Source organism: Pseudomonas sp. NFACC32-1 (genome assembly GCF_900101215.1).
Taxonomy (GTDB): Bacteria; Pseudomonadota; Gammaproteobacteria; order Pseudomonadales; family Pseudomonadaceae; genus Aquipseudomonas.
Genome location: NZ_FMUL01000015.1, coordinates 87275 through 107986 on the forward strand (window position 1 = coordinate 87275; position 20712 = coordinate 107986).

Here is a 20712-nt window from a genome sequence, read left to right on the forward strand (position 1 = left end):
GACCTGTGGCGACTCGGTTTTGCACGGTGGCGACAGTTCCCGTACGTGGCTCAAGGACAAACACAATCCTGTGGCGAGGAGATTTATCCCCGCAGGACTGCGCCGCAGTCCCGAAAGCTCTCAGTCCAACCAGTCAGGTCGCAGGAAGACATCCGTTTGGGGCCGCTTCGCGACCCAGCGGGATGAATCCCCTCGCCACAGCAGTACCGCGCGGTGTTTATTTTTTGTAAGCCTGCCGCCCCCACGCCAACAAGCCTTCCAGCAATTGCTTGAGCACCACCTGGGTCGGCGCCGCCAGATCCGGGCGGTAGTTGAACGGTTCGAACTCGTCCATGTAGGTGCTCTGGCACAGCTCCAGTTGCACGGCGTGGATGTCCTGGGCCGGGTTGCCGTAGTGCCGGGTGATGTGGCCGCCCTTGAAACGCCCATTGAGCACGTGGGTGAAACCGCCGTGCTCGGCGCAGATGGCTTCGAGCCGGCTGGCCAGTGTCGGGTCGCAACTGGCGCCGTTGAAGGTGCCGAGGTTGAAGTCCGGCAGCTTGCCGTCGAACAGGTGCGGGATCACCGAGCGGATCGAGTGGGCATCGAACAACAGGGCATAGCCGAACTCGGCCTTGAGCCGGGCCAACTCCTGTTGCAGGGTCTGATGGTAGGGCACCCAGATCTGCTGCAGATACGTCGCCCGCTCCTGGGCGGACGGCTCCAGGCCTTCACAAAACAGCGGCACGCCGTTGAACAGCGTCGCGGGGTACAGGCCGGTAGTAGCACCGACGTACATCGGCTTGTCGTCGGAGGGGCGGTTCAGGTCGACGACGAACCGCGAATATTCGGCAGCCAGGACACTGGCGCCCAGTTCAGAGGCAAACTCGTAGAGCCTGGGAATGTGCCAGTCGGTGTCTGGCAGGCTTTGGGCTTCGGGAATCAATCCGGCCTGCACCGCCGGGGTCAGGCGCAGGCCGGCGTGCGGCATGCTGATCAACAGCGGCACGCGCCCTTGCTTGAAATTCAGGACCTTTTCCACAACCGCTCTCCTCAATCGATTTCAACGCCGTGACGCACGACGCGTTTTTCCAGTTCGCCACCCAGCCAGTACGACAGATCCGCCGGGCGGTCGATGTGCCAGGCGACAAAATCCGCGACTTTGCCGGCTTCCAGGGAGCCGTGGCTGGCGGCCATGCCCAAGGCCTGGGCCGCATGGATCGTCGCCCCGGCCAGGGCCTCTTCCGGTGTCATGCGCAAACAGGTGCAGGCCATGTTCAACATCAGACGCAGCGACAAGGCCGGCGAGGTGCCGGGATTGAGGTCGCTGGCCACCGCGATCTTCACCCCGTGCTTGCGCAAGGCATCCATGGGCGGCAGCCGGGTTTCACGCAGGAAGTAGAACGCGCCCGGCAGCAACACCGCCACGGTGCCCGCCTCGGCCATGGCCCTGGCATCGTCTTCGGTCATGAACTCCAGGTGATCGGCCGACAACGCCTGGTACCGGGCCGCCAGGCTTGAGCCGTGCAACGACGACAGTTGTTCGGCGTGCAGCTTCACCGGCAGGCCCAATCGCTGGGCCGTGATGAACACGCGCTCGACCTGCGCCGGGGAAAAGGCCAGGTATTCGCAGAAGGCATCCACCGCGTCCACCAGCCCTTCGGCCGCCAGGGCCGGGAGCATCTCGGCGCAGATGTGCTCGATGTAGTCGTCGGCGCGGTCGACGTACTCCGGCGGCAAGGCGTGGGCCGCCAGGCACGTGCTGCGCACGCTGAGCGGCAGTTCGACGCCGAGGCGACGGATGACCCGCAGCATCTTGCGCTCGCTGGCCAGGTCCAGGCCGTAGCCGGACTTGATTTCCACCGTGGTCACGCCGTCGTGCATCAGGCTTTCCAGGCGCCTGGCGGCGCTGGCGAACAGCTCGTCTTCACTGGCGGCCCGGGTGGCACGCACGGTACTGGCGATACCGCCACCGGCCGCGGCGATTTCGGCATAGCTGACGCCTTGCAGGCGCTGCTCGAATTCGCCGCTGCGGTTGCCGCCGAACACCGTATGGGTATGGCAGTCGATCAGCCCCGGGGTCACCCAGGCGCCCCTGAGGTCCGTGACCGCCGGGTAGTCACCCGCCGGCAGTTGGGCACGGGGACCGATCCATTGAATATGCTCGCCCTGGGTGATGATGGCGGCGTCTTCGATGATCGAGTAGACGCCCTGGGCCATGGTGGCGGCGTGGCAGTTTTGCCAGAGGGTTTTCATCCCGGTTTCCTCGTCGCATTCAAAATCGAATCGCGAGCAAGCTCGCTCCCACAAGGTTTTGAGTTCATCAGAAATCCTTGTGGAAGCGAGTCTGCTCGCGATGAGGCCCTTACAGGCTCGGCAACAACTGCGCCATGACCAGTTCGTTCAAGCAACGGCTCGCCAACAACTCACTGGCGGCATTGATGTCCGGCGCGAAGAAGCGGTCCTTCTCATAAAAGGGCACTTCTGCACGCAGCAGCCCGCGGGCCTGCTCCAGTTTCGCGGAGGTCTTCAGGCCGCCGCGCAGGTCCAGCCCCTGGCAGGCCGCCAGCCATTCCACGGCGAGAATCCCACGGGTGTTTTCGGCCATTTCCCACAAACGCTTGCCGGCGGCCGGCGCCATGGAGACGTGGTCTTCCTGGTTGGCCGAGGTCGGCAGGCTGTCCACCGAGTGAGGGTGGGACAGCGCCTTGTTCTCGCTGGCCAGGGCCGCCGCGGTGACCTGGGCAATCATGAAGCCGGAGTTCACCCCGCCATTGCCCACCAGGAACGGCGGCAGTTGCGACATGTGCTTGTCCATCATCAGCGAGATACGGCGCTCGCTCAGGGAACCGATTTCGGCGATCGCCAGGGCCATGTTGTCAGCAGCCATTGCCACCGGCTCGGCGTGGAAATTGCCGCCGGAGATCACGTCGCCTTCGGCGGCGAACACCAGTGGGTTGTCCGACACCGCGTTGGCCTCGATCACCAGCACCTCGGCGGCCTGACGGAACTGGGTCAGGCAGGCGCCCATCACTTGCGGCTGGCAACGCAGGGAGTACGGGTCCTGGACCTTGTCGCAATTGTGATGCGAATCGGAGACTTCACTGCGCTCGCCCAGCAGATCGCGATACGCCGCAGCAACGTCGATCTGGCCTTTCTGCCCACGGGCAGCGTGGATGCGCGCGTCAAACGGCGAGCGCGAACCGAGCACCGCTTCCACCGTCAGGCTGCCCAGGGCCAGGGCCCCGGCGAACAGGTCTTCGCCTTCGAACAGGCCACGCAGGGCAAAGGCCGTGGACACCTGGGTGCCGTTGAGCAGCGCCAGGCCTTCCTTGGCGGCCAGGGTCAGCGGTGCGAGGCCGGCCACTTTCAGCGCCTCGACGGCCGGCAACCATTCGCCCTTGTAGCGGGCCTTGCCTTCGCCCAGCAGCACCAGGGACATGTGGGCCAGGGGCGCCAGGTCACCGGACGCACCGACCGAGCCTTTGAGCGGAATATGCGGATAGACCTCGGCATTGATCAGGGCGATCAGCGCATCGATCACTTGCCGGCGGATCCCGGAGAACCCCCGGCTCAAGCTGTTGACCTTGAGCACCATGATCAACCGCACCAGCGCATCGCTGATGGGCTCGCCCACGCCGGCGGCATGGGACAGCACCAGGGAACGCTGCAGGTTTTCCAGGTCCGCGCTGGCGATGCGGGTCGAGGCCAGCAGGCCGAAACCGGTATTGATGCCATAGGCAGTACGGTTCTCGGCGAGGATCTGCTCCACACAGGCAACGCTGGCTTCGATCTGCGCCGAAGCGCTGGCGTCCAGGCTCAGGGTCACCGGCTGTTGATAGATGTCGCGCAATTGAGCCAGGCTCAATTGGCCGGGAATCAGGTTCAAGGCAGTCATTTATTGCTCCTTTTGAGAGTTTTGTTTTAACCCGCCAGTCGCTCCGGAAGGTTCCGTTATCCGTCACCCTCGCTTTTTGGGCGATGGCGCCTTGGCACGCTGGCGCTTTTTTGATCAGTTCAAATTCGGTAACACGTTGTGCAGCACATTCGGGTCTTTGAGGAGCCCGGCGGCGCTGGCGATGTCCGGCGCCAGCCAGCGGTCCTGGTCATAGGCCGGGACAAGTTCGCGCAGCAGCCTCCAGGCAATGTCGGTGCCTGCGCCGAAGCGCTGGGTCTTGAGGAATTCGAAGGCCTGGGCCGCCAGCAGGTATTCGATGGCGAGGATCTGCGTGCAGTTTTCCAGCGTCCGATGCAGTTTCAGGGCGGCATTGGTGCCCATGCTCAAGTGATCCTCCTGCAGGCCCGAGGTGACGAAGTTGTCGAGCACCGCCGGTTGCGCCAACTGACGGTTTTCCGCGCACAGCGACGCCGCGACGTATTGCACGATCATCATCCCCGAGTTCACCCCCGGATTGGCCACCAGGAAGGCCGGCAGTCCGCTGACGTGGGGGTTGATCAGGCGATCGAGGCGGCGCTCGGCGATGGAGCCGATCTCGGCCATGGCAATCGCCAGCAGATCCGCGGCCAGGGCCACGGATTGACCATGGGGGTTGGCCTGGGACATCACCCGGAAATGGTCTGGCGTGCCCAACAGAAGAGGATTGTCCGTCACGGCATTGAGTTCGGTTTCGATCTGTTTGCGGGCATGGGCCAGCTGATCGCGAGCGGCACCGTGTACCTGGGGAATCGAACGGATGCTCAAGGCATCCTGGGTGCGGATGCCCAGGCTGGAGGCGATGACTTCGCTGCCCGCCAGCAAGGCCCGCAGGTTGACTCCCACCTGCTGCATGCCGGGGTGCGGCTTGAGGGCAATGATCTCGCCATCGAACGCGGCGATCTGGCCACGCTGGGCCTCGAAGCTCATGGCACCGATCACATCGGCCCACTGCAGCAGCCGCGTCGCATCGGCCAGGGCCAGGCAGCTGAGGCCGGTCATGCAGGGCGTGCCGTTGACCAGGCACAGACCGTCCTTGGCCCCCAGTTGCACCGGTTTCAGGCCTTCGGCGGCCAGGGCCTGTTGCGCCGTGACGATCTGGCCGCGATAGCTGACCTGGCCGACGCCCAGCAGCGCGATGCTGATATGGGCCATGTGGGTCAGGTAGCCCACCGAACCCTGGGACGGTACTTGCGGCGTGATGCCCCGGTTGAGCAGCGCCAGCAGTGCCTCTACCACCCGCCGGTGGATGCCGGACTTGCCCTGGCTGTAATTGAGGATGGCGGCGCAGAGAATCGCCCGGGTCTGCTCGTCGGACAGCGGCGCGCCCACGCCACAGGCATGGCTGAGCAGCGTGTTGCGCGAGAGCTGGCTGAGCTGTTCATCCTTGAGCGAGACGTTGCACAAGGCGCCCAGGCCGGTGTTGACGCCATAGGCGCGTTCGCCGCTTTCGACGATGCGCTGGACGATGGCCTGGGCATTGTCGATCCGCGCCCAGGCCTGGGCCGACAGCTCGAGCTCGGCACCGAAGCGGGCGACGGCGACGACGTCCTGCCAGCGCAACGGGGCACCGGTGATTACGATTTTTTCAGCCTGGGACATCCTCAACCTCGTCTGTACGACTTGAATATTGATGCAGCTGGGCCGGCCCTATCGCGAACAAGCTCGCGATAGGGCCGGCCCTGCCACCACAAACCCTTCAAACCACCGCAGCCCTGCGCTGCACGAACCGATCGACATACTCATCTGCCGGCGAGTGCAGGATCTCGCGCGGCGTGCCCACCTGGATCAGCTTGCCGTCCTTGAGAATCGCGATGCGGTTGCCGATGCGCACGGCCTCGTCGAGGTCGTGGGTGATGAAGACGATGGTCTTGTGCAGGGTCTTCTGCAGCTCCAGCAACTGGTCCTGCATTTCCGCGCGGATCAGCGGGTCGAGGGCGCTGAAGGCTTCGTCCATCAGGATGATATCGGTGTCCGCCGCCAACGCCCGGGCCAGGCCCACGCGCTGACGCATGCCGCCGGAGAGCTGGTGCGGGTACTTGTTCTCGTAGCCCTTCAGGCCCACGGTATTGATCCAGTGCAGCGCCCGCTCGGCACACACCTGCTTGCTCTCGCCACGCACTTTCAAGCCGTAGGCGACGTTGTCCAGCACATTCTTGTGGGGCAACAGGCCGAAGCTCTGGAACACCATGCTGATCTTGTGCCGACGGAATTCACGCAGGGCGTCCATGTCCAGTTGCAGGATGTCTTCGCCGTCCACCAGGATCGCCCCGCTGGTGGGATCGATCAGGCGATTGAAGTGGCGCACCAGGGTGGATTTGCCGGAGCCGGACAGGCCCATGATCACAAAGATCTCGCCCGTGCCGATGCTCAGCGACAGGTCGTTCACACCCACCACGCAACCGGTCTCGGCCAGCACCTGGTCCTTGGTCTTGTTCTGGCGGATCAGTTCCAGGGCTTCCCTGGAACGGTTGCCGAAAATCTTGAAGACGTTCTTGACTTCGATCTTGCTGACGGCTGCGTTGCTCATTTGCTCACCTCGTGCCGAGGACGACCATAGGCCTGGGTAATGCGGTCGATGACCACGGCGAGAATCACGATGGCCAGCCCGGCCTCCAGGCCGCGTCCGACGTTGAGGGTCTGGATGCCCACCAGCACGTCTTCACCCAGGCCACGGGCGCCGATCATCGAGGCGATGACCACCATCGACAGAGCCATCATGGTGGTCTGGTTGATCCCGGCCATGATGCTCGGCAAGGCCAGGGGCAATTGCACGCCGAACAGCTGCTGCCAGCGGTTGGCGCCGAAGGCGTTGATGGCTTCCATCACTTCGCCGTCCACCTGGCGAATGCCCAGGTCGGTCAGGCGGATCAATGGCGGCGCGGCATAGATCACCGTGGCGAAGATCGCCGGAACCTTGCCCAGGCCGAACAGCATCAACACCGGAATCAGGTACACGAAGCTCGGCATGGTCTGCATGATGTCCAGCAACGGCATCAGCACCGAACGCAGGCGATTGCTGCGCGCCGAGAGAATGCCCAGGGGAATGCCGATCAACACCGAGATCAGCGTCGCTACCAGCATCAGGGCAAGGGTTTGCATCAACTTGTCCCACAGGCCTACCGCACCCACCAGGAACAACAGGCCGACGATGACTGCCGTGGCCACGACCTTGCGCGTGGCGTGCCAGGCAATGCCGCCGACGATGGCCAGCATCAGCCACCAGGGTGCCATGCGCAGCAGGCCTTCGAGGTTGACGATGGCCCACAGCAGGGTGTCGGAGATGTGCCGGAACACATCGCCATAGTTGGTCACCAGGGAGTCGACCCAACCGTTGACCCAATCGGCGATGGAGAAGGTAAAGCTTTCGGGAAACATAAGAGACTCTCGATCAAGTGGATGCGGTGAACGTCCCGGCCAGCCCTGCAGCCGGCCGGGTAGCATTCGACCTACAGAGCCGCGTCGATTTTCTTGGCTGCGTCTTCACTGACCCAGGCGTGCCAGACTTCAGGATGTTCCTTGAGGAAGATCTTCGCCAGTTTTGGCGACTCGATCCGCTCTTTGGCCATGCGCCCCAGGTTCTGGTTCAGGATATCGATGGGCAGGTTGACCTTTTCCAGCACGGCCACCAGCTCCGGAGCCTCGTCGTGGAAGGTCTTGGACAGACCGACCTTGATGGTCACGCTCTTGTCCACGCCCGGCTTTTCTTCCAGTTTCACCAGGTCCACCTGGCCCATCAGTGGCGTTGGCGACCAGTAGTAGAACAGGATCGGCTCGCCACGCTTGTAGCTGGACAACACTGCGGCATCCAGGGCCGGGCCGGTGCCTGGACGGAAGTTGGTGTAGGTTTTTTCCAAGCCGTAGCTCTTGAGCATTTCGCTGTTGTCCAGCTCGCAGGTCCAGCCGGCCGGGCAGTTGTAGAAACGGCCCTTGGACGGCTCTTCCGGATCCTTGAACACGGCGGCGTACTGGCCCAGGTCCGCGATGTTCTTCAGACCCGGCGCCTTGGCTTCGAGCTTGCGCTTGGCGTCGCCCTCGACCACATAGCGCGGTACGTACCAGCCTTCGATGGCGCCGACGACCGGAGCGCCGACACCCACCACCTTGCCGGCCTTCTCGGCCTTGTTCCACACTTCGCTGCGACCGACCCACTCTTCGGCGAATACCTGGATGTCATTGCTGCTCAGGGCGTTCTCCATGGTGATGGAGTTGCCCGGCAGGCTGTCGGTCTTGCAGTCGTAGCCTTTTTCCAGCACCACCTGCAGGACGTCTGTCAGCAACATGCCGCTTTCCCAGTTCAGGCCGGCGAACTTCACCGGTTTGCCCGACTCGCACCAACCGGCCGCCTGCGTGGCGCCGGCACTGGCCAGCAGGCCCATGGACAGCAATGTGGTCAGCAGGGTCTTGTTCGATTTCATTGTGTGACGCTCCTAATCAGTTGGATTGGCATACGGCAGTCAAGAGGCATCCAGCCCTGTCAACGTCCCATCAGGCCGCTTGAATGCGACCCGCCCTGCTCGGTTGTGCGTCAACCGTGTCCTGCTCGACCGGCAGGATCAATCGATCGGGTACTGCGCTGTGCCATTTCCTGGCGGCGATGTAATACAGCGCCGCCGGAACCACCAGGCCGATGATCCAGGAAATGTCCACGCCGCCCATGGCCGCCACCAGCGGACCGGTATAGAACTTGGTGGCAATGAACGGCAATTGAATCAGGACACCTATTGCGTAGACGCTGATACCGAGGCCATTCCAACGACCGTAGCGGCCGTTCGGGTCGGCCAGGGCCGGCACGTCATAGCGCTCGCGGGTGATGCAGTAGTAGTCCACCAGGTTGATCGCGCTCCAGGGCGTGAAGAACGCCAGCAAGAACAGGATGAAGGACTTGAACGCACCAAGGAACGAGTGCTGGCCGAGCAGCGCGATCAGCGTCGCGGCGCCCACGATGAACAGTACGAAGACCAGGCGTTGCAGGCGCGTGACGTTCAGGTGCCCCCGGAAACCGCTGATGATGGTGGCAATGCACATGAAGCTGCCGTAGGAGTTCAGGGTGGAAATCGTGACCTTGCCGAACGCGATGCTGAAGTACAGCAGCGCAGCGGTGGCGCCGGTACCGCCCAGGCCCACGATGTAGGCCACTTCATGGCCCGCGAACTGCCCGTTGGCCGAGGCGGCGGCAAATACGCCGAGGATCATCGCCACCTGTGCGCCGATGACCGAACCGGCGCCTGCGGCAAAGAAGGTTTTCACCGAGGAAGTCTTGCTCGGCAGATAACGCGAATAGTCAGCCACGTAGGGGCCGAAGGCGATCTGCCAGGAAGCCGCGAGCGACACCGCCAGCAGGAAGCTGCTCCAGCTGAAATGGCGGATCTGCAGCAGCGCGCCAACGTCCGTCTGGCTGATCAGGCGAGCGAACAGGTAAACGAAGGCAATGACGCCAATGACGCTGGCGACCCGGCCGATGAAGTGGATCACCCGATAACCCAGCACCGTCACCAGCACGATGACACTGGCGAAGATCAGGATGCCCGCACTGTCGCTGACGCCGAACAACTGCCCCAGCGCCTGGCCGGAAAGCACGGTGCCCGTCGCCGTGAAGCCCAGGTACATCAGGCACACCAGTACGATCGGGATCGCCGCCCCATAGACACCGAACTGCACCCGGCTGGAGATCATCTGCGGCAGGCCAAGCTTGGGCCCTTGCGCGGCATGCAAGGCCATGACGCCACCGCCCAGTACCTGGCCAATCAGCAAGCCGATCAACGACCAGAACACATCACCCCCCAGCACCACCGCCAATGCACCGGTGACAATGGCAGTGATTTGCAGGTTGGCCCCCATCCAGAGGGTGAACTGGCTCAACAATCGGCCGTGTCTCTCCGCTTCCGGGATGTAGTCGATCGAGCGTCGCTCGATCAACGGCTTGCTGCTTGCGCGAGTGCTGGTGACAGCCATGGTTCAACCTCTGTGGATTGTTCTGGAATTCATTGCGCTGCTACTTCCCCTGTGGGAGCGAGCTTGCTCCGGGCGGCGATCCGACGATAGCGGTGGGTCAGCAGACAATGCTGTTGACTGACACTCCCTCATCGCGAGCAAGCTCGCTCCCACAAGGGGCCCGGGGTTATTTGCCAGTGATCATCGGCAGGTTCAGCCCCTGCTCCTTCGCGCAATCAATGGCGATCTGGTAGCCGGCGTCGGCATGGCGCATTACCCCGGTACCCGGGTCGTTGTGCAGCACGCGCGCAATCCGCTCGGCCGCTTCATCGGTACCGTCGCAGACGATGACCATGCCCGAATGCTGGGAGAAGCCCATGCCAACACCACCACCATGGTGCAGCGACACCCAGGTCGCACCGCTGGCGGTGTTGAGCAAGGCGTTGAGCAGCGGCCAGTCGGAGACGGCATCGGAACCGTCCTGCATGGATTCGGTTTCACGGTTGGGGCTGGCCACGGAACCGGAGTCCAGGTGGTCGCGACCGATGACGATCGGCGCCGACAATTCGCCGCTGCGTACCATTTCGTTGAAAGCCAGGCCCAGCTTGGCGCGCTGGCCCAGCCCGACCCAGCAGATACGCGCCGGCAAGCCCTGGAAGCTGATGCGCTCGCGGGCCATGTCCAGCCAGTTGTGCAGGTGGGCGTCATCGGGAATCAGTTCCTTGACCTTGGCGTCGGTCTTGTAGATGTCCTGCGGATCGCCGGACAGCGCGGCCCAACGGAACGGACCGATGCCGCGGCAGAACAGCGGACGGATATAGGCCGGGACGAAACCAGGGAAGTCGAAGGCATTCTCGACGCCTTCTTCCTGGGCCATCTGGCGGATATTGTTACCGTAGTCGAAGGTCGGCACGCCCATTTTCTGGAAGGCCAGCATGGCTTTCACATGTACCGCCATCGATTGCTTGGCGGCTTTCACCACGGCGGCGGGCTCGGTCTTGGCGCGGGCGCGGTATTCGTCCCAGGTCCAACCGGCCGGCAGATAGCCGTTGAGGGGATCGTGGGCGCTGGTCTGGTCGGTGACCATGTCCGGGCGCACACCACGACGGACCATTTCCGGCAGGATCTCGGCAGCGTTCCCGCACAGGGCGATGGAAATCGCCTTGCCTTCGGCGGTGTATTTCTCGATGCGCGCCAAGGCGTCGTCGAGGTCTTTGGCTTGCTCGTCGACGTAGCGGGTTTTCAGGCGGAAATCGATGCTGACCTGCTGGCACTCGATGTTCAGCGAGCATGCACCGGCCAGGGTCGCGGCCAACGGCTGGGCGCCCCCCATGCCACCCAGGCCGGCGGTCAGGACCCAGCGCCCCTTGAGGTTGGAGCCGTAGTGCTGGCGACCGGCCTCGACGAAGGTTTCATAAGTGCCCTGCACGATGCCCTGGCTGCCGATGTAGATCCAGCTGCCGGCGGTCATCTGGCCGTACATGGCCAGGCCCTTGGCGTCGAGTTCGTTGAAATGCTCCCAACTGGCCCAGTGCGGCACCAGGTTGGAGTTGGCGATCAGCACCCGTGGCGCATTGGCGTGGGTCTTGAACACGCCCACCGGCTTGCCGGATTGCACCAGCAGGGTTTCGTCGTCGTTCAGGTGGGTCAGGCTTTCGACGATCTTGTCGTAGCACTCCCAATTGCGCGCCGCGCGACCGATGCCACCGTAGACCACCAGCTCCTTGGGATTCTCGGCCACTTCCGGGTCGAGGTTGTTCATCAGCATGCGCAGCGGCGCTTCGGTCAGCCAGCTTTTGGCGGTCAGGGTGTTACCGCGGGGAGCGCGGATTTCAACGTCACGGTATTTTTCGGTTTTGCGGGTAGCGTCGGTCACAGCAAAAACTCCTCAGCGATCAATCCAGACCAGCCCGGACAGGGCAGCTATTTCTGCGGACGTTGCGCTGAGTGAAGGTGACTCATACGCATACGTCTTTACTTGTATGTACAAGCATATGCAATCAAGCGGCCAACTTGTCGATGAAAGGCTTGCAGGAGACGTTAGGTTTGGCTGAAAGCCCCGTGATTGAGCGGCTCCATAGCCAGATGAAATTTCTGAAGGAGGGATTTGTGAGCAGGACAGGCAGGTTACGAAAGCGCGGTTCTGCGCCACGCTGGGGCATTCGGTAACAAGTTGGTGCAAAGCGGGAACAACGAGAGCGGAGCTTTTATGGCAAGGGAGCTTGTTCCCTCGCCACTAAAGCGCTTCGTCGGAAATCAGCGGGCCGTCAGCTCGATCACACAGCATTGGCCGTGGCTGGTGATGTCCAGCAGCCCGGTGTTGCTCAATTGCAAGCAGTCGTAGAGGCCCAGGTTAACGGCGGACTCGCCAACGCTGATCGCCAACCCCGGGGCCGCGCTGAACACCAGCACCGTCTGCGCCTCGCTGAAAAACCGCTGCTGGCCTCCCAGCCATTGCAACCGCGCATGAAAACGCTGGGGGGCATAGATCAGGTTGAAATCGCGAATCGGCCCGCCCAGCAAGGTGCAATGCACATGGCTCTCGCCGCTGAAGGCAAAGGGGTCCAGCGGATGCAAAGGTCGCGTGGCCTGGCCATCGACGTTCAGCGTCATGCCGTCTCCCTGCAGGACGCTGATGATCCTTTCGTAGCCGGCAAAGGTGGAAAAACCGCCCGACTCGGCGATATCGGCAATCGACAGGCGCCAGCCGAAACCTTCCAGGCCGGTGCCGGCGTCACGGGTGATTTCCTCGGTACTGCCGCCACCGTTTTTCCAGGGCATGCGGGGATAGTCCGCAGCCCGCAGAACTGTCATCTGATTCGTCATTTATGAAACCGACCTTCCAGGCTGTGACGGGAACCGGGGTGGATCAGGCGCGCGGCGGTCACCGGCTGGCGCCCGGACCAGGTGCGGCGACGGATCAACAGGCACGGCTCGCCCCGTTCGATCTGCAGCAGCTTGCACTCGCTCGGCTCGGCGAGGATCGCCTCCACCACATGCTCGCCCTCGGTCAGCGGCGCGACCTGGTTCAGATAGGCATAGGGCGTCTGCAGGGTGAAATCCTGCTTGAGGTAGTCCGGCGCCACCAGCGCATTGACGAAACGGTCCTCGATCTGCACCGGGATGTCGTTCTCGAAATGCACGATCAGAGAATGGAACACCTTCTGGCCTTCGCGCATCTCCAGGGCCAGGGCACGCTCGGAACCGGCGGCCTCTTCTTCCAGGGTGATGACCTTGCAGGTATGGCGATGGCCACGGGAGGCGATTTCGTCGGCGATGTTATGCACTTCGAACAAAGCGGACTGGCTCTTGGGTTCAGCCACGAAAGTACCGACCCCCTGCATGCGCACCAGCAGGCCGTCGGCGGTCATCTCCCGCAGGGCGCGGTTGATGGTCATGCGACTGAAGCCCAACTGACTGACCAGTTCGCTTTCCGATGGCACGCGGTAATGCGGTGGCCAGTTTCCACTGTCGATCTGCTGGGTAATCATCTGTTTGACGCGGGCGTACAAGGGCGCCGGACTGTCGCCCATGTTCGCGGCAATTGGTGGTTTGGCAGGCGGAGTCGGCACGGCGGTTCCTTGTTCTGCGAATGAGATTACAAATGTCCTGTAGCCCAGATACTGTTCCTTCTTGACGGCGTCTCTTGCCGTCATCCTGCGTTGCCGCTCCTCGCCACAGCCTGCTATGACTCGGCGCGGCGCCTGCCTGACGACAAGAGCCACACATCAAAAAAGAACGTATCTATGAAACAGGACATTAGCTTGCCGGAGTTTACCGGCCAGGCAAACGTCTGTATATGTATATACAAATTACGCACGATGAGGTTCGACCATGCCCGCCTTTTTTGCCGAACGCGCGCTGCTGCCTAGTGGATGGGCCAATGATGTACGTCTTGAAGTCGACGCCGCTGGCGTCCTGACTCATGTCCAGGCCGGCTCCCACGCAGACGGCGCCGAACGGCTGGGAGGTCCGTTGTTGCCGGGCATGCCGAACCTGCACTCCCATGCCTTCCAACGGGCCATGGCCGGGCTGGCGGAAGTGGCGGGCAACCCCAACGACAGTTTCTGGACCTGGCGCGACCTGATGTATCGCCTCGTCGGGAAAATCAGCCCCGATCAACTGGGCATGATTGCCCGGCAGTTGTACATCGAAATGCTCAAGGCCGGTTACACCTCGGTCGCCGAATTCCACTATGTGCACCACGATACCGACGGCACACCCTATGCCGACCCGGCTGAACTGGCCTTGCGCATCAGCCACGCCGCCCAGGCGGCCGGCATCGGGCTGACCCTGCTGCCAGTGCTCTACAGCCACTCCGGTTTCGGAGGCCAGGCACCCAACGAAGGGCAACGCCGCTTCATCAACAGCACCGAAAACTACCTCAAGCTGCAAACACGCTTGCAGCCGATTCTGGCCGCACAACCGACCCAGGCGCTGGGCCTGTGCTTCCACTCATTGCGTGCCGTGACGCCCAGGCAGATCCAGGACGTGCTGGCCGCGAGCGACCGCCATTGCCCGGTGCACATCCATATCGCCGAGCAGCAAAAGGAAGTCGACGATTGCCTGGGCTGGAGTGGCGCCCGTCCGTTGCAATGGCTGTACGAAAACGTCGAGGTCGACCCGCGCTGGTGCCTGGTGCATGCCACCCACGCCAACGCCGACGAAGTCGCCCTCATGGCCAGGAGCCGGGCGATCGCCGGCCTGTGCCTGACCACCGAAGCCAACCTGGGCGACGGTATTTTCCCGGCGGTGGATTTCATCGCCCAAGGTGGACGCCTGGGCATCGGTTCCGACAGCCATGTGTCATTGAGCGTAGTGGAGGAATTGCGTTGGCTGGAATACGGCCAGCGCCTGCGGGATCAACGGCGCAACCGCCTGTATCGACCAGACCAGCCAATGGTCGGCCGTACCTTGTTCGATGCGGCCCTGGAAGGCGGCGCCCAGGCGCTGGGGCAAGCGGTCGGTGCCCTCGACGTCGGCAAACGCGCCGACTGGCTGGTGCTCGACGGCAACGACCCTTACCTGGCCACTGCCAGGGGCGACGGGATACTCAATCGCTGGCTGTTTGCCGGCGGGGATCGTCAGGTGCGTGATGTGATGGTCGGCGGGCAATGGGTCGTGCGCGATGGACGTCATGCCGGGGAAGAAGAAAGCGCCCGGGCGTTTGCCCAAGTCTTGCGCGAACTCCTGGACTGACGAAATGCGGGAGCGAGCCTGCTCGCGATGAGGCCTTCGCATTCAACACGAGGTTGACTGGACGCCCGTCATCGCGAGCAGGCTCGCTCCCACAGGGGTTCTTCGAAGCGGTTCAATCCGAGGTTCGGGCCATCTGCCGATCCGACGCACGCCAGATCAACCGTGTCGTGTCGTAGCCTTGCTGGCGCGCCCTGCTGAGCAGTTCTTCACGAACGTCGACATTGACGGTGGGCGTACGGGACAGCAGCCACATGTAGCGTCGGCTCGGGTCACCCACGATGGCGGTCTTGTAGTCTTCGCTGACGTACAGCACCCAATATTGCCCCTTTGCCACACCCGGCAGGATGCGGGAAAACCAGGTATCGAACTCGACCCAGAGCTTGTCGGTCTTGCCCGGCACCTGTGGCTTGGCGGTGCCCTTGGCTTCTTCCCACTGCCAGTCCGAAGTCAGGCAGCGATTGAGTACACCCAGGTTGCCGTCGGGCTTGAGGGTGTAGTGAGCTTCCGATTGCGCGCAGTTGCGCTGGAAATACATTGGCAGGCGGGCCAACTCGTACCAGGTCCCTTGGTAACGCTTGAGATTGACACTGTTGACGGTCTTGGGCGCCAACGGGTCTTCGCCAGAAGTGGCACAGCCGGCCAGTACCAGGCCAGCTAAAAGCACTAACAATAACCGCATCATTATTTTTCTCCCGCAGGCCTCTGGCCTCGGTTTACTTCAGGCCTTGGCCGGAAAACATCAACACTTTGTCACCGGCATACTGCACGCTGATAAAGCTTTTCTGGTCGCCCCAGGTGCAACTGGACATGCCGAGCGCGCCCGAACAATCGGTCGGTTTCCCCAGTAACGTTTCGACTTCGGCCTTGGACATGCCGGCCGACAGCTTCGAATAGTTTTCCTGGTTGACTTTGCTGCAGGCGGCCAGAAAGACGCACAAAGACAACAACGCGATAGAACGCAGGGACATCGGGTAACTCCTGGAGCGGAAGGGAGGTGGCAGGGTGCCAACCAGAACCTTAGAAGAGAAAACCGTCATCTGGTTCCCCGGGGAACCGGCTATTTATTGGGCCAAACCCAGGCACTTCGTCGGTAAATCAACCAGTTTGTGACGGCGTCGTGCATTTCGTCGGGAATACGTCATCAGCACCTGAATCGCGACGCCGGGGAGCCGATAAAAAGACCAGCGCCAAAAATCGCGTTATGGCACATTGACGCCCCCTTCCTGACCAGCTTCTGTTCGGTAGCTTTCTTAATGACCAGAAACATGAAATTCAGCCACAAAATTCTGTTGGCTGCCGCCCTCGTGGTGGCCGTCGCATTCGCCTGTTTCATCCTGTTCAACGACTATCGCCAGCGCCAGAGCCTGCACACCAGCACCGAAACCTCCATGCAGGAACTCGGCAGCCTGACCAGCCGCAACATCCAGACCTGGGTCGAGGGTCGCATCCAGTTGCTCCAGTCGCTGGCACAGCAGATCGCCGTGGACGGCAGCAGCGCCGACAGCCTCAAGCGCGCGGTCGGCCTGCCGGCGTACACCGGCAATTTCCAGCTCAGCTACTTCGGCGGCACCGACGGCGTGATGTTTTCGGTTCCGGCCGGTAATCGCGCCGCCGACTACGACCCCCGTGCCCGTGGCTGGTACAAGGCCGCCAACAGCGCTCAACAGACCATCGTCACCGAACCCTACATCGCGGCCTCATCCGGCAAACTGGTGATCACTGTCGCCACCCCGGTCCAGCATCAGAACCAGATGATCGGCGTGGCCGGTGCGGACATCGACCTGTCGAGCGTCAGCGCCATCATCAACTCGCTGAACTTCGGGGGCCATGGCCATGCCTTCATCGTCAGCGCCGACGGCAAGATCCTGATCCACCCCGACAGCAAGCGTGTGCTCAAGACCCTGGCCGAGGCCTACCCCAACGGCGCACCACAAGTCAGCCCGGGCATGAAGGAAGTCGAACTCGACGGCAAGACCCAGTTCATGTCCTTCACCCGCGTCAATGGCGTGCCGGGCGCCGATTGGTATGTGGCACTGGTACTGGACAAGGACACGGCGCTGGCGATGCTCAGCGAATTCCGCACCTCGGCATTGATCGCCATGGCCATCGCCGTGGTGTTCATCATTGCCCTGCTGGGCATGTTGATCCGCGTGCTGATGCAGCCATTGCTGACCATGGGCCGCGCGATGCATGACATCGCCGAAGGCGAAGGCGACCTGACCCGGCGCCTGACCATCCATGGCCACGACGAATTCGGCGCCCTGGGCACATCGTTCAACCGCTTTGTCGAACGCATTCACACCTCGATCCGCGAAGTGGCTTCGGCCACCGGCCAGGTCAACGAAGTCGCCCTGCGCGTGGTCAGTGCCTCCAATTCCTCGATGTTCAATTCCGACCAGCAAGCCTCGCGCACCAGTAGCGTTGCCGCAGCCATCAACCAGCTCGGCGCCGCCGCCCAGGAAATCGCCCAGAACGCCGCCCTCGCCTCGCAGCACTCCAGCGAGGCCCGCAACCTGGCCGAGGATGGCCAGCAGGTGGTAGACAAGACCATCACCGCCATGCAGCAGCTGTCGGCGAAGATCAGCGATTCGTGCGGCAACATCGAAACCCTGAACAGCAACACCGTGAACATCGGCCAGATCCTGGAAGTGATCACCAGCATCTCCCAGCAGACCAACCTGCTCGCCCTGAACGCGGCCATCGAGGCCGCACGGGCCGGGGAAGCCGGCCGCGGTTTCGCGGTAGTGGCCGATGAGGTGCGCAACCTGGCCCACCGCACCCAGGATTCGGCGCAGCAAGTGCAGAAGATGATCGAAGAACTGCAGGTCGGTGCCCGGGAAGCGGTGCTGACCATGACCGACAGCCAGCGCCAGAGCGAAAGCAGCGTGGGCATCGCCAACCAGGCCGGTGAACGACTGGGCAGCGTGACCCAGCGTATTGGTGAAATCGACGGCATGAACCAGTCCGTGGCCACCGCCACCGAAGAACAGACTGCCGTGGTGGAATCGATCAACGTCGACATCAACGAGATCAACACGTTGAACCAGGAAGGCGTGGAAAACCTGCAAGCCACCTTGCGCGCCTGTGCCGATCTTGAGCAGCAGGCGGCGCGGTTGAAGCAGTTGGTGGGTAGTTTCCGGATCTAGTGCCTGGACATACCCCGTCGCGAGCAAGCTCGCGACGGGGTATGTCAGCCTACGCAAACAGACATTTGGTCAGCGCTACCTGACTCAAGACTGAATTAAGACTAAACTCAGTCCATTCAATCTTTCGAGGCTTACGCCATGAAGCTGTCATCCCAAATCAAACCCATCAGCTATTTGAAAAGCCACACGGCTGAAATCGTAAAGACCATCACAGAGAGTAGAGAGCCTTTGATCATCACCCAAAACGGTGAAGCCAAGCTCGTAGTCATGGATGTGAAAAGTTTCGAAGAACAAGAAGACACCATGGCGCTGTTGAAGCTATTGGCCATGGGCAACCGTGAAATTGAAGAAGGTAATTTTCGGGATGTTGAGGATGTCTTCACTGAGCTGGACAGGGCTGACACTCAATGAGCTTAAAGGTTGTCATCCTTCAATCGGCCGAAACAGATCTTAAAGAGCTCCGCGTTTATCTAATCGAGCGGTTTTCTTCTCAAACATGGCAAAACACCTATGCCAGTCTGAAAGCAGCGATCCGTCATCTAGCAACACTGCCTTTTGCGGGATCGATCCCGGAAGAAATTGAAAGGCTTAATCTCGGTCAATATCGACAGATCCTTTCAGGAATGAATAGGATCATTTATGAAGTGCGAGGCCAAACGATCTACATCCACATCATCGCCGATAGCCGCAAGAGCTTGCCCGCGTTGCTAATGAAACGCTTGCTTCGAAGCGACTCTTAGAACTTCGCTAAAATCGCGACCCAGGCTTGTTCAAAAACTCCATTTCCTCAGCCGTGGACTCGCGCCCCAACACCGCATTGCGATGGGGAAACCGTCCAAACCGCGCAATGATCTTCTGGTGTCGCTCGGCATAGTCCAGGTTGTCTTCAAACACTGCCCGCTCCGCCTCGGGCTGCTCTCGAACCAGCTCGATAAACCGCGACACGGCTTCGTTCTGCACCGCGAGGATTTCGCAGTGTTCCAGTACGAGGTAGATGAATACGCGCTGGATGGGCTTGAGTTGGCGCTCGAACCCCGCCGCCAGGCCTTGGGCCACCAGCGCCTGGGCACGCAGGTCGCCGGCAAAAGCCTTGGGGGTGTCGCGAAAGATCATCCGCGGAAGCTGATCGAGCAGTAGCACCAGGGCCAGCCAACCTTCCGGGCGTTGCGCCCAGTCGGTCAATCCGCCGGCCAGTGCCTGCTCGACCTGATCGCCGAAGCGCTCTTGCGCCTGGCGATCATGGCCTTTGCCAAACCACAGCTTGCCCTTGTCGGCCGCGATTTCGTCCGGCGTTTCGGCTGAACCAAACCACCAATCGAGCAACGGCTGCCAGGGCTCGGCCATGTTTCACTCCTTGTGGTAGGCCGTGGCGCGCGCCACTTCTTGCTTCGAGCCGAGGAACACCGCTACGCGCTGGTGAAGGCCTTCGGGCTGGATGTCGAGGATGCGCTGGTGACCGTCGGTGGAAGCTCCGCCGGCCTGTTCCACCAGGAACGACATCGGGTTGGCTTCATACATCAGGCGCAGCTTGCCCGGCTTGGAGGGCTCGCGGCTGTCGCGCGGGTACATGAACAGGCCGCCACGGGTCAGGATACGGTGCACGTCGGCAACCATGGCCGCGACCCAGCGCATGTTGTAGTTCTTCTTCAACGGGCCTTCCTCGCCGGCCAGCAGCTCGCTGACATAGCGCTGCACGGGAGCTTCCCAGTGCCGCTGGTTGGACATGTTGATAGCGAATTCCTGGGTGGTTTCAGGAATGGTGATGTCTTCGTGGGTCAGTACGAAGCTGCCCATCTCGCGGTCCAGGGTGAAGCCCTTGACGCCGTCGCCCAGGGTCAGCACCAGCATGGTCTGCGGGCCATAGATGGCATAGCCGGCGGCGACTTGCTGGGTGCCTGGTTGCAGGAAAGCCTTTTCATTCAGGGCTTCGTTCTGGCTCAGGTATTCGTTCGGGCAACGCAGTACCGAGAAGATGGTGCCGACCGGCGCGTTGATATCGATGTTCGACGAACCGTCCAGTGGATCGAACACCAGCAGATAGGCACCCTTGGGGTATTTGCCCGGGATCTGGTAGGCATTGTCCATTTCCTCGGACGCCATGCCGGCCAGGTGACCACCCCATTCGTTGGCTTCGAGCAGGATTTCGTTGGACAGCACGTCGAGCTTCTTCTGCACTTCGCCCTGCACGTTTTCGGTGCCCATGCTGCCCAGGACGCCACCCAGTGCGCCTTTGGATACGGCGTGGCTGATTTCCTTGCACGCACGCGCCACCACTTCGATCAAAAAGCGCAGATCGGCAGGGGTGTTGTTGCTGCGGGTCTGCTCAATCAAATAGCGACTCAAGGTAACGCGGGACATGGACGGCTCCGAAGAATAGGGGGCGGAAAAACCTGCGCAGTTTAGCGCGAGTCGGGACTTAATTCCTCCTATGAGACGGGGAATGGAGGATTGAGTTCACGGGGTGGCGGCTCGCTTGGATATTTCTGACGATTGAGAGAACGCCATCGCGAGCGAGCTCGC

General features: G+C 61.9%; 19 protein-coding genes. 4 read left to right on the plus strand and 15 right to left on the minus strand.

The genetic code is table 11. The features are described 5' to 3' along the window. Positions 1–217: 217 nt before the first annotated feature. The 11 genes from hutG to hutC all read right to left on the minus strand — a co-directional run bounded on the left by hutG (position 218) and on the right by hutC (position 13380). Complete coding sequence (hutG, locus tag BLP99_RS21015; protein WP_092181634.1) at positions 218–1021, minus strand: N-formylglutamate deformylase; 804 nt, start codon at positions 1019–1021, stop codon at positions 218–220. 11 nt (positions 1022–1032) lie between these two features. After that, positions 1033–2235 carry an imidazolonepropionase gene (gene hutI / locus BLP99_RS21020; RefSeq protein ID WP_092181637.1) on the minus strand — a complete coding sequence of 401 codons (1203 nt, stop codon included), beginning with the start codon at positions 2233–2235 and terminating at the stop codon, positions 1033–1035. 109 nt (positions 2236–2344) lie between these two features. Then, positions 2345–3877 carry a histidine ammonia-lyase gene (gene hutH / locus BLP99_RS21025; protein WP_072397950.1) on the minus strand — a complete coding sequence of 511 codons (1533 nt, stop codon included), beginning with the start codon at positions 3875–3877 and terminating at the stop codon, positions 2345–2347. 114 nt (positions 3878–3991) lie between these two features. Then, on the minus strand, positions 3992–5515 hold the full coding sequence (hutH, locus tag BLP99_RS21030) for a histidine ammonia-lyase (protein WP_092181640.1): 1524 nt from the start codon (positions 5513–5515) through the stop codon (positions 3992–3994). A gap of 97 nt (positions 5516–5612) precedes the next feature. After that, positions 5613–6443, minus strand: a complete 831-nt coding sequence (locus BLP99_RS21035; RefSeq protein ID WP_072397948.1) for a quaternary amine ABC transporter ATP-binding protein — start codon at positions 6441–6443, stop codon at positions 5613–5615. After that, positions 6440–7291: an ABC transporter permease gene (locus BLP99_RS21040; RefSeq protein WP_003196893.1), complete on the minus strand. Its 852-nt coding sequence runs from the start codon at positions 7289–7291 to the stop codon at positions 6440–6442. Before BLP99_RS21040 ends, BLP99_RS21035 begins: the two co-directional genes overlap by 4 nt. 71 nt (positions 7292–7362) lie before the next feature. Continuing rightward, positions 7363–8331: an ABC transporter substrate-binding protein gene (locus BLP99_RS21045; protein WP_072397947.1), complete on the minus strand. Its 969-nt coding sequence runs from the start codon at positions 8329–8331 to the stop codon at positions 7363–7365. Between the two features lie 70 nt (positions 8332–8401). After that, positions 8402–9868, minus strand: coding sequence for a purine-cytosine permease family protein (locus BLP99_RS21050; protein ID WP_092181643.1), 1467 nt, complete (start codon positions 9866–9868; stop codon positions 8402–8404). A gap of 166 nt (positions 9869–10034) precedes the next feature. Next, complete coding sequence (hutU, locus tag BLP99_RS21055) at positions 10035–11723, minus strand: urocanate hydratase (RefSeq protein WP_092181646.1); 1689 nt, start codon at positions 11721–11723, stop codon at positions 10035–10037. A gap of 380 nt (positions 11724–12103) precedes the next feature. Continuing rightward, a complete protein-coding gene (locus BLP99_RS21060; protein WP_256327884.1) occupies positions 12104–12661 on the minus strand; it encodes a HutD/Ves family protein in 558 nt (185 codons plus the stop codon). 8 nt (positions 12662–12669) lie between these two features. Further along, on the minus strand, positions 12670–13380 hold the full coding sequence (gene hutC, locus BLP99_RS21065; RefSeq protein ID WP_172679593.1) for a histidine utilization repressor: 711 nt from the start codon (positions 13378–13380) through the stop codon (positions 12670–12672). Between the two features lie 301 nt (positions 13381–13681). On the opposite strand from hutC, the gene BLP99_RS21070 reads away from it, so the two are divergent. Next, a complete protein-coding gene (locus BLP99_RS21070; protein ID WP_092181649.1) occupies positions 13682–15046 on the plus strand; it encodes a formimidoylglutamate deiminase in 1365 nt (454 codons plus the stop codon). A 112-nt stretch (positions 15047–15158) separates the two neighbouring features. On the opposite strand, the gene BLP99_RS21075 is transcribed toward BLP99_RS21070, so the two are convergent. Then, complete coding sequence (locus BLP99_RS21075) at positions 15159–15728, minus strand: lipocalin family protein (protein WP_072397942.1); 570 nt, start codon at positions 15726–15728, stop codon at positions 15159–15161. Positions 15729–15759: 31 nt separating this feature from the next. Then, complete coding sequence (bamE, locus tag BLP99_RS21080; protein WP_072397941.1) at positions 15760–16014, minus strand: outer membrane protein assembly factor BamE domain-containing protein; 255 nt, start codon at positions 16012–16014, stop codon at positions 15760–15762. Positions 16015–16299: 285 nt separating this feature from the next. On the opposite strand from bamE, the gene BLP99_RS21085 reads away from it, so the two are divergent. From BLP99_RS21085 to BLP99_RS21095, 3 genes are all read left to right on the plus strand, one after another. Then, a complete protein-coding gene (locus BLP99_RS21085) occupies positions 16300–18192 on the plus strand; it encodes a methyl-accepting chemotaxis protein (RefSeq protein ID WP_197685714.1) in 1893 nt (630 codons plus the stop codon). A 138-nt stretch (positions 18193–18330) separates the two neighbouring features. Then, the gene (locus tag BLP99_RS21090; RefSeq protein WP_072459099.1) at positions 18331–18603 is read left to right on the plus strand and encodes a type II toxin-antitoxin system Phd/YefM family antitoxin; all 273 of its coding nucleotides are present in this window, start codon (positions 18331–18333) and stop codon (positions 18601–18603) included. Continuing rightward, positions 18600–18932, plus strand: a complete 333-nt coding sequence (locus BLP99_RS21095; protein ID WP_072397938.1) for a type II toxin-antitoxin system RelE/ParE family toxin — start codon at positions 18600–18602, stop codon at positions 18930–18932. Before BLP99_RS21090 ends, BLP99_RS21095 begins: the two co-directional genes overlap by 4 nt. Positions 18933–18939: 7 nt before the next feature. On the opposite strand, the gene BLP99_RS21100 is transcribed toward BLP99_RS21095, so the two are convergent. Next, positions 18940–19536 (minus strand): DUF924 family protein, encoded by a 597-nt coding sequence (locus tag BLP99_RS21100; protein ID WP_072397937.1) that lies wholly within the window; start codon positions 19534–19536, stop codon positions 18940–18942. Positions 19537–19539: 3 nt separating this feature from the next. After that, entirely contained in the window at positions 19540–20550 is a 1011-nt protein-coding gene (locus BLP99_RS21105) for a class 1 fructose-bisphosphatase (protein WP_072397936.1), read from the minus strand. Between the last annotated feature and the right edge of the window lie 162 nt (positions 20551–20712).

What these genes read in the sequence shown, in the direction of transcription:
- hutI (WP_092181637.1), bottom strand. Translation starts at nt 2,235, where the DNA reads ATGAAAACCCTCTGGCAAAACTGCCACGCCGCCACCATGGCCCAGGGC.
- hutH (WP_072397950.1), bottom strand. Translation starts at nt 3,877, where the DNA reads ATGACTGCCTTGAACCTGATTCCCGGCCAATTGAGCCTGGCTCAATTG.
- hutH (WP_092181640.1), bottom strand. Translation starts at nt 5,515, where the DNA reads ATGTCCCAGGCTGAAAAAATCGTAATCACCGGTGCCCCGTTGCGCTGG.
- BLP99_RS21035 (WP_072397948.1), bottom strand. Translation starts at nt 6,443, where the DNA reads ATGAGCAACGCAGCCGTCAGCAAGATCGAAGTCAAGAACGTCTTCAAG.
- BLP99_RS21040 (WP_003196893.1), bottom strand. Translation starts at nt 7,291, where the DNA reads ATGTTTCCCGAAAGCTTTACCTTCTCCATCGCCGATTGGGTCAACGGT.
- BLP99_RS21045 (WP_072397947.1), bottom strand. Translation starts at nt 8,331, where the DNA reads ATGAAATCGAACAAGACCCTGCTGACCACATTGCTGTCCATGGGCCTG.
- BLP99_RS21050 (WP_092181643.1), bottom strand. Translation starts at nt 9,868, where the DNA reads ATGGCTGTCACCAGCACTCGCGCAAGCAGCAAGCCGTTGATCGAGCGA.
- BLP99_RS21060 (WP_256327884.1), bottom strand. Translation starts at nt 12,661, where the DNA reads ATGACAGTTCTGCGGGCTGCGGACTATCCCCGCATGCCCTGGAAAAAC.
- hutC (WP_172679593.1), bottom strand. Translation starts at nt 13,380, where the DNA reads ATGGGCGACAGTCCGGCGCCCTTGTACGCCCGCGTCAAACAGATGATT.
- BLP99_RS21070 (WP_092181649.1), top strand. Translation starts at nt 13,682, where the DNA reads ATGCCCGCCTTTTTTGCCGAACGCGCGCTGCTGCCTAGTGGATGGGCC.
- BLP99_RS21075 (WP_072397942.1), bottom strand. Translation starts at nt 15,728, where the DNA reads ATGATGCGGTTATTGTTAGTGCTTTTAGCTGGCCTGGTACTGGCCGGC.
- bamE (WP_072397941.1), bottom strand. Translation starts at nt 16,014, where the DNA reads ATGTCCCTGCGTTCTATCGCGTTGTTGTCTTTGTGCGTCTTTCTGGCC.
- BLP99_RS21085 (WP_197685714.1), top strand. Translation starts at nt 16,300, where the DNA reads ATGACCAGAAACATGAAATTCAGCCACAAAATTCTGTTGGCTGCCGCC.
- BLP99_RS21090 (WP_072459099.1), top strand. Translation starts at nt 18,331, where the DNA reads ATGAAGCTGTCATCCCAAATCAAACCCATCAGCTATTTGAAAAGCCAC.
- BLP99_RS21095 (WP_072397938.1), top strand. Translation starts at nt 18,600, where the DNA reads ATGAGCTTAAAGGTTGTCATCCTTCAATCGGCCGAAACAGATCTTAAA.
- BLP99_RS21100 (WP_072397937.1), bottom strand. Translation starts at nt 19,536, where the DNA reads ATGGCCGAGCCCTGGCAGCCGTTGCTCGATTGGTGGTTTGGTTCAGCC.
- BLP99_RS21105 (WP_072397936.1), bottom strand. Translation starts at nt 20,550, where the DNA reads ATGTCCCGCGTTACCTTGAGTCGCTATTTGATTGAGCAGACCCGCAGC.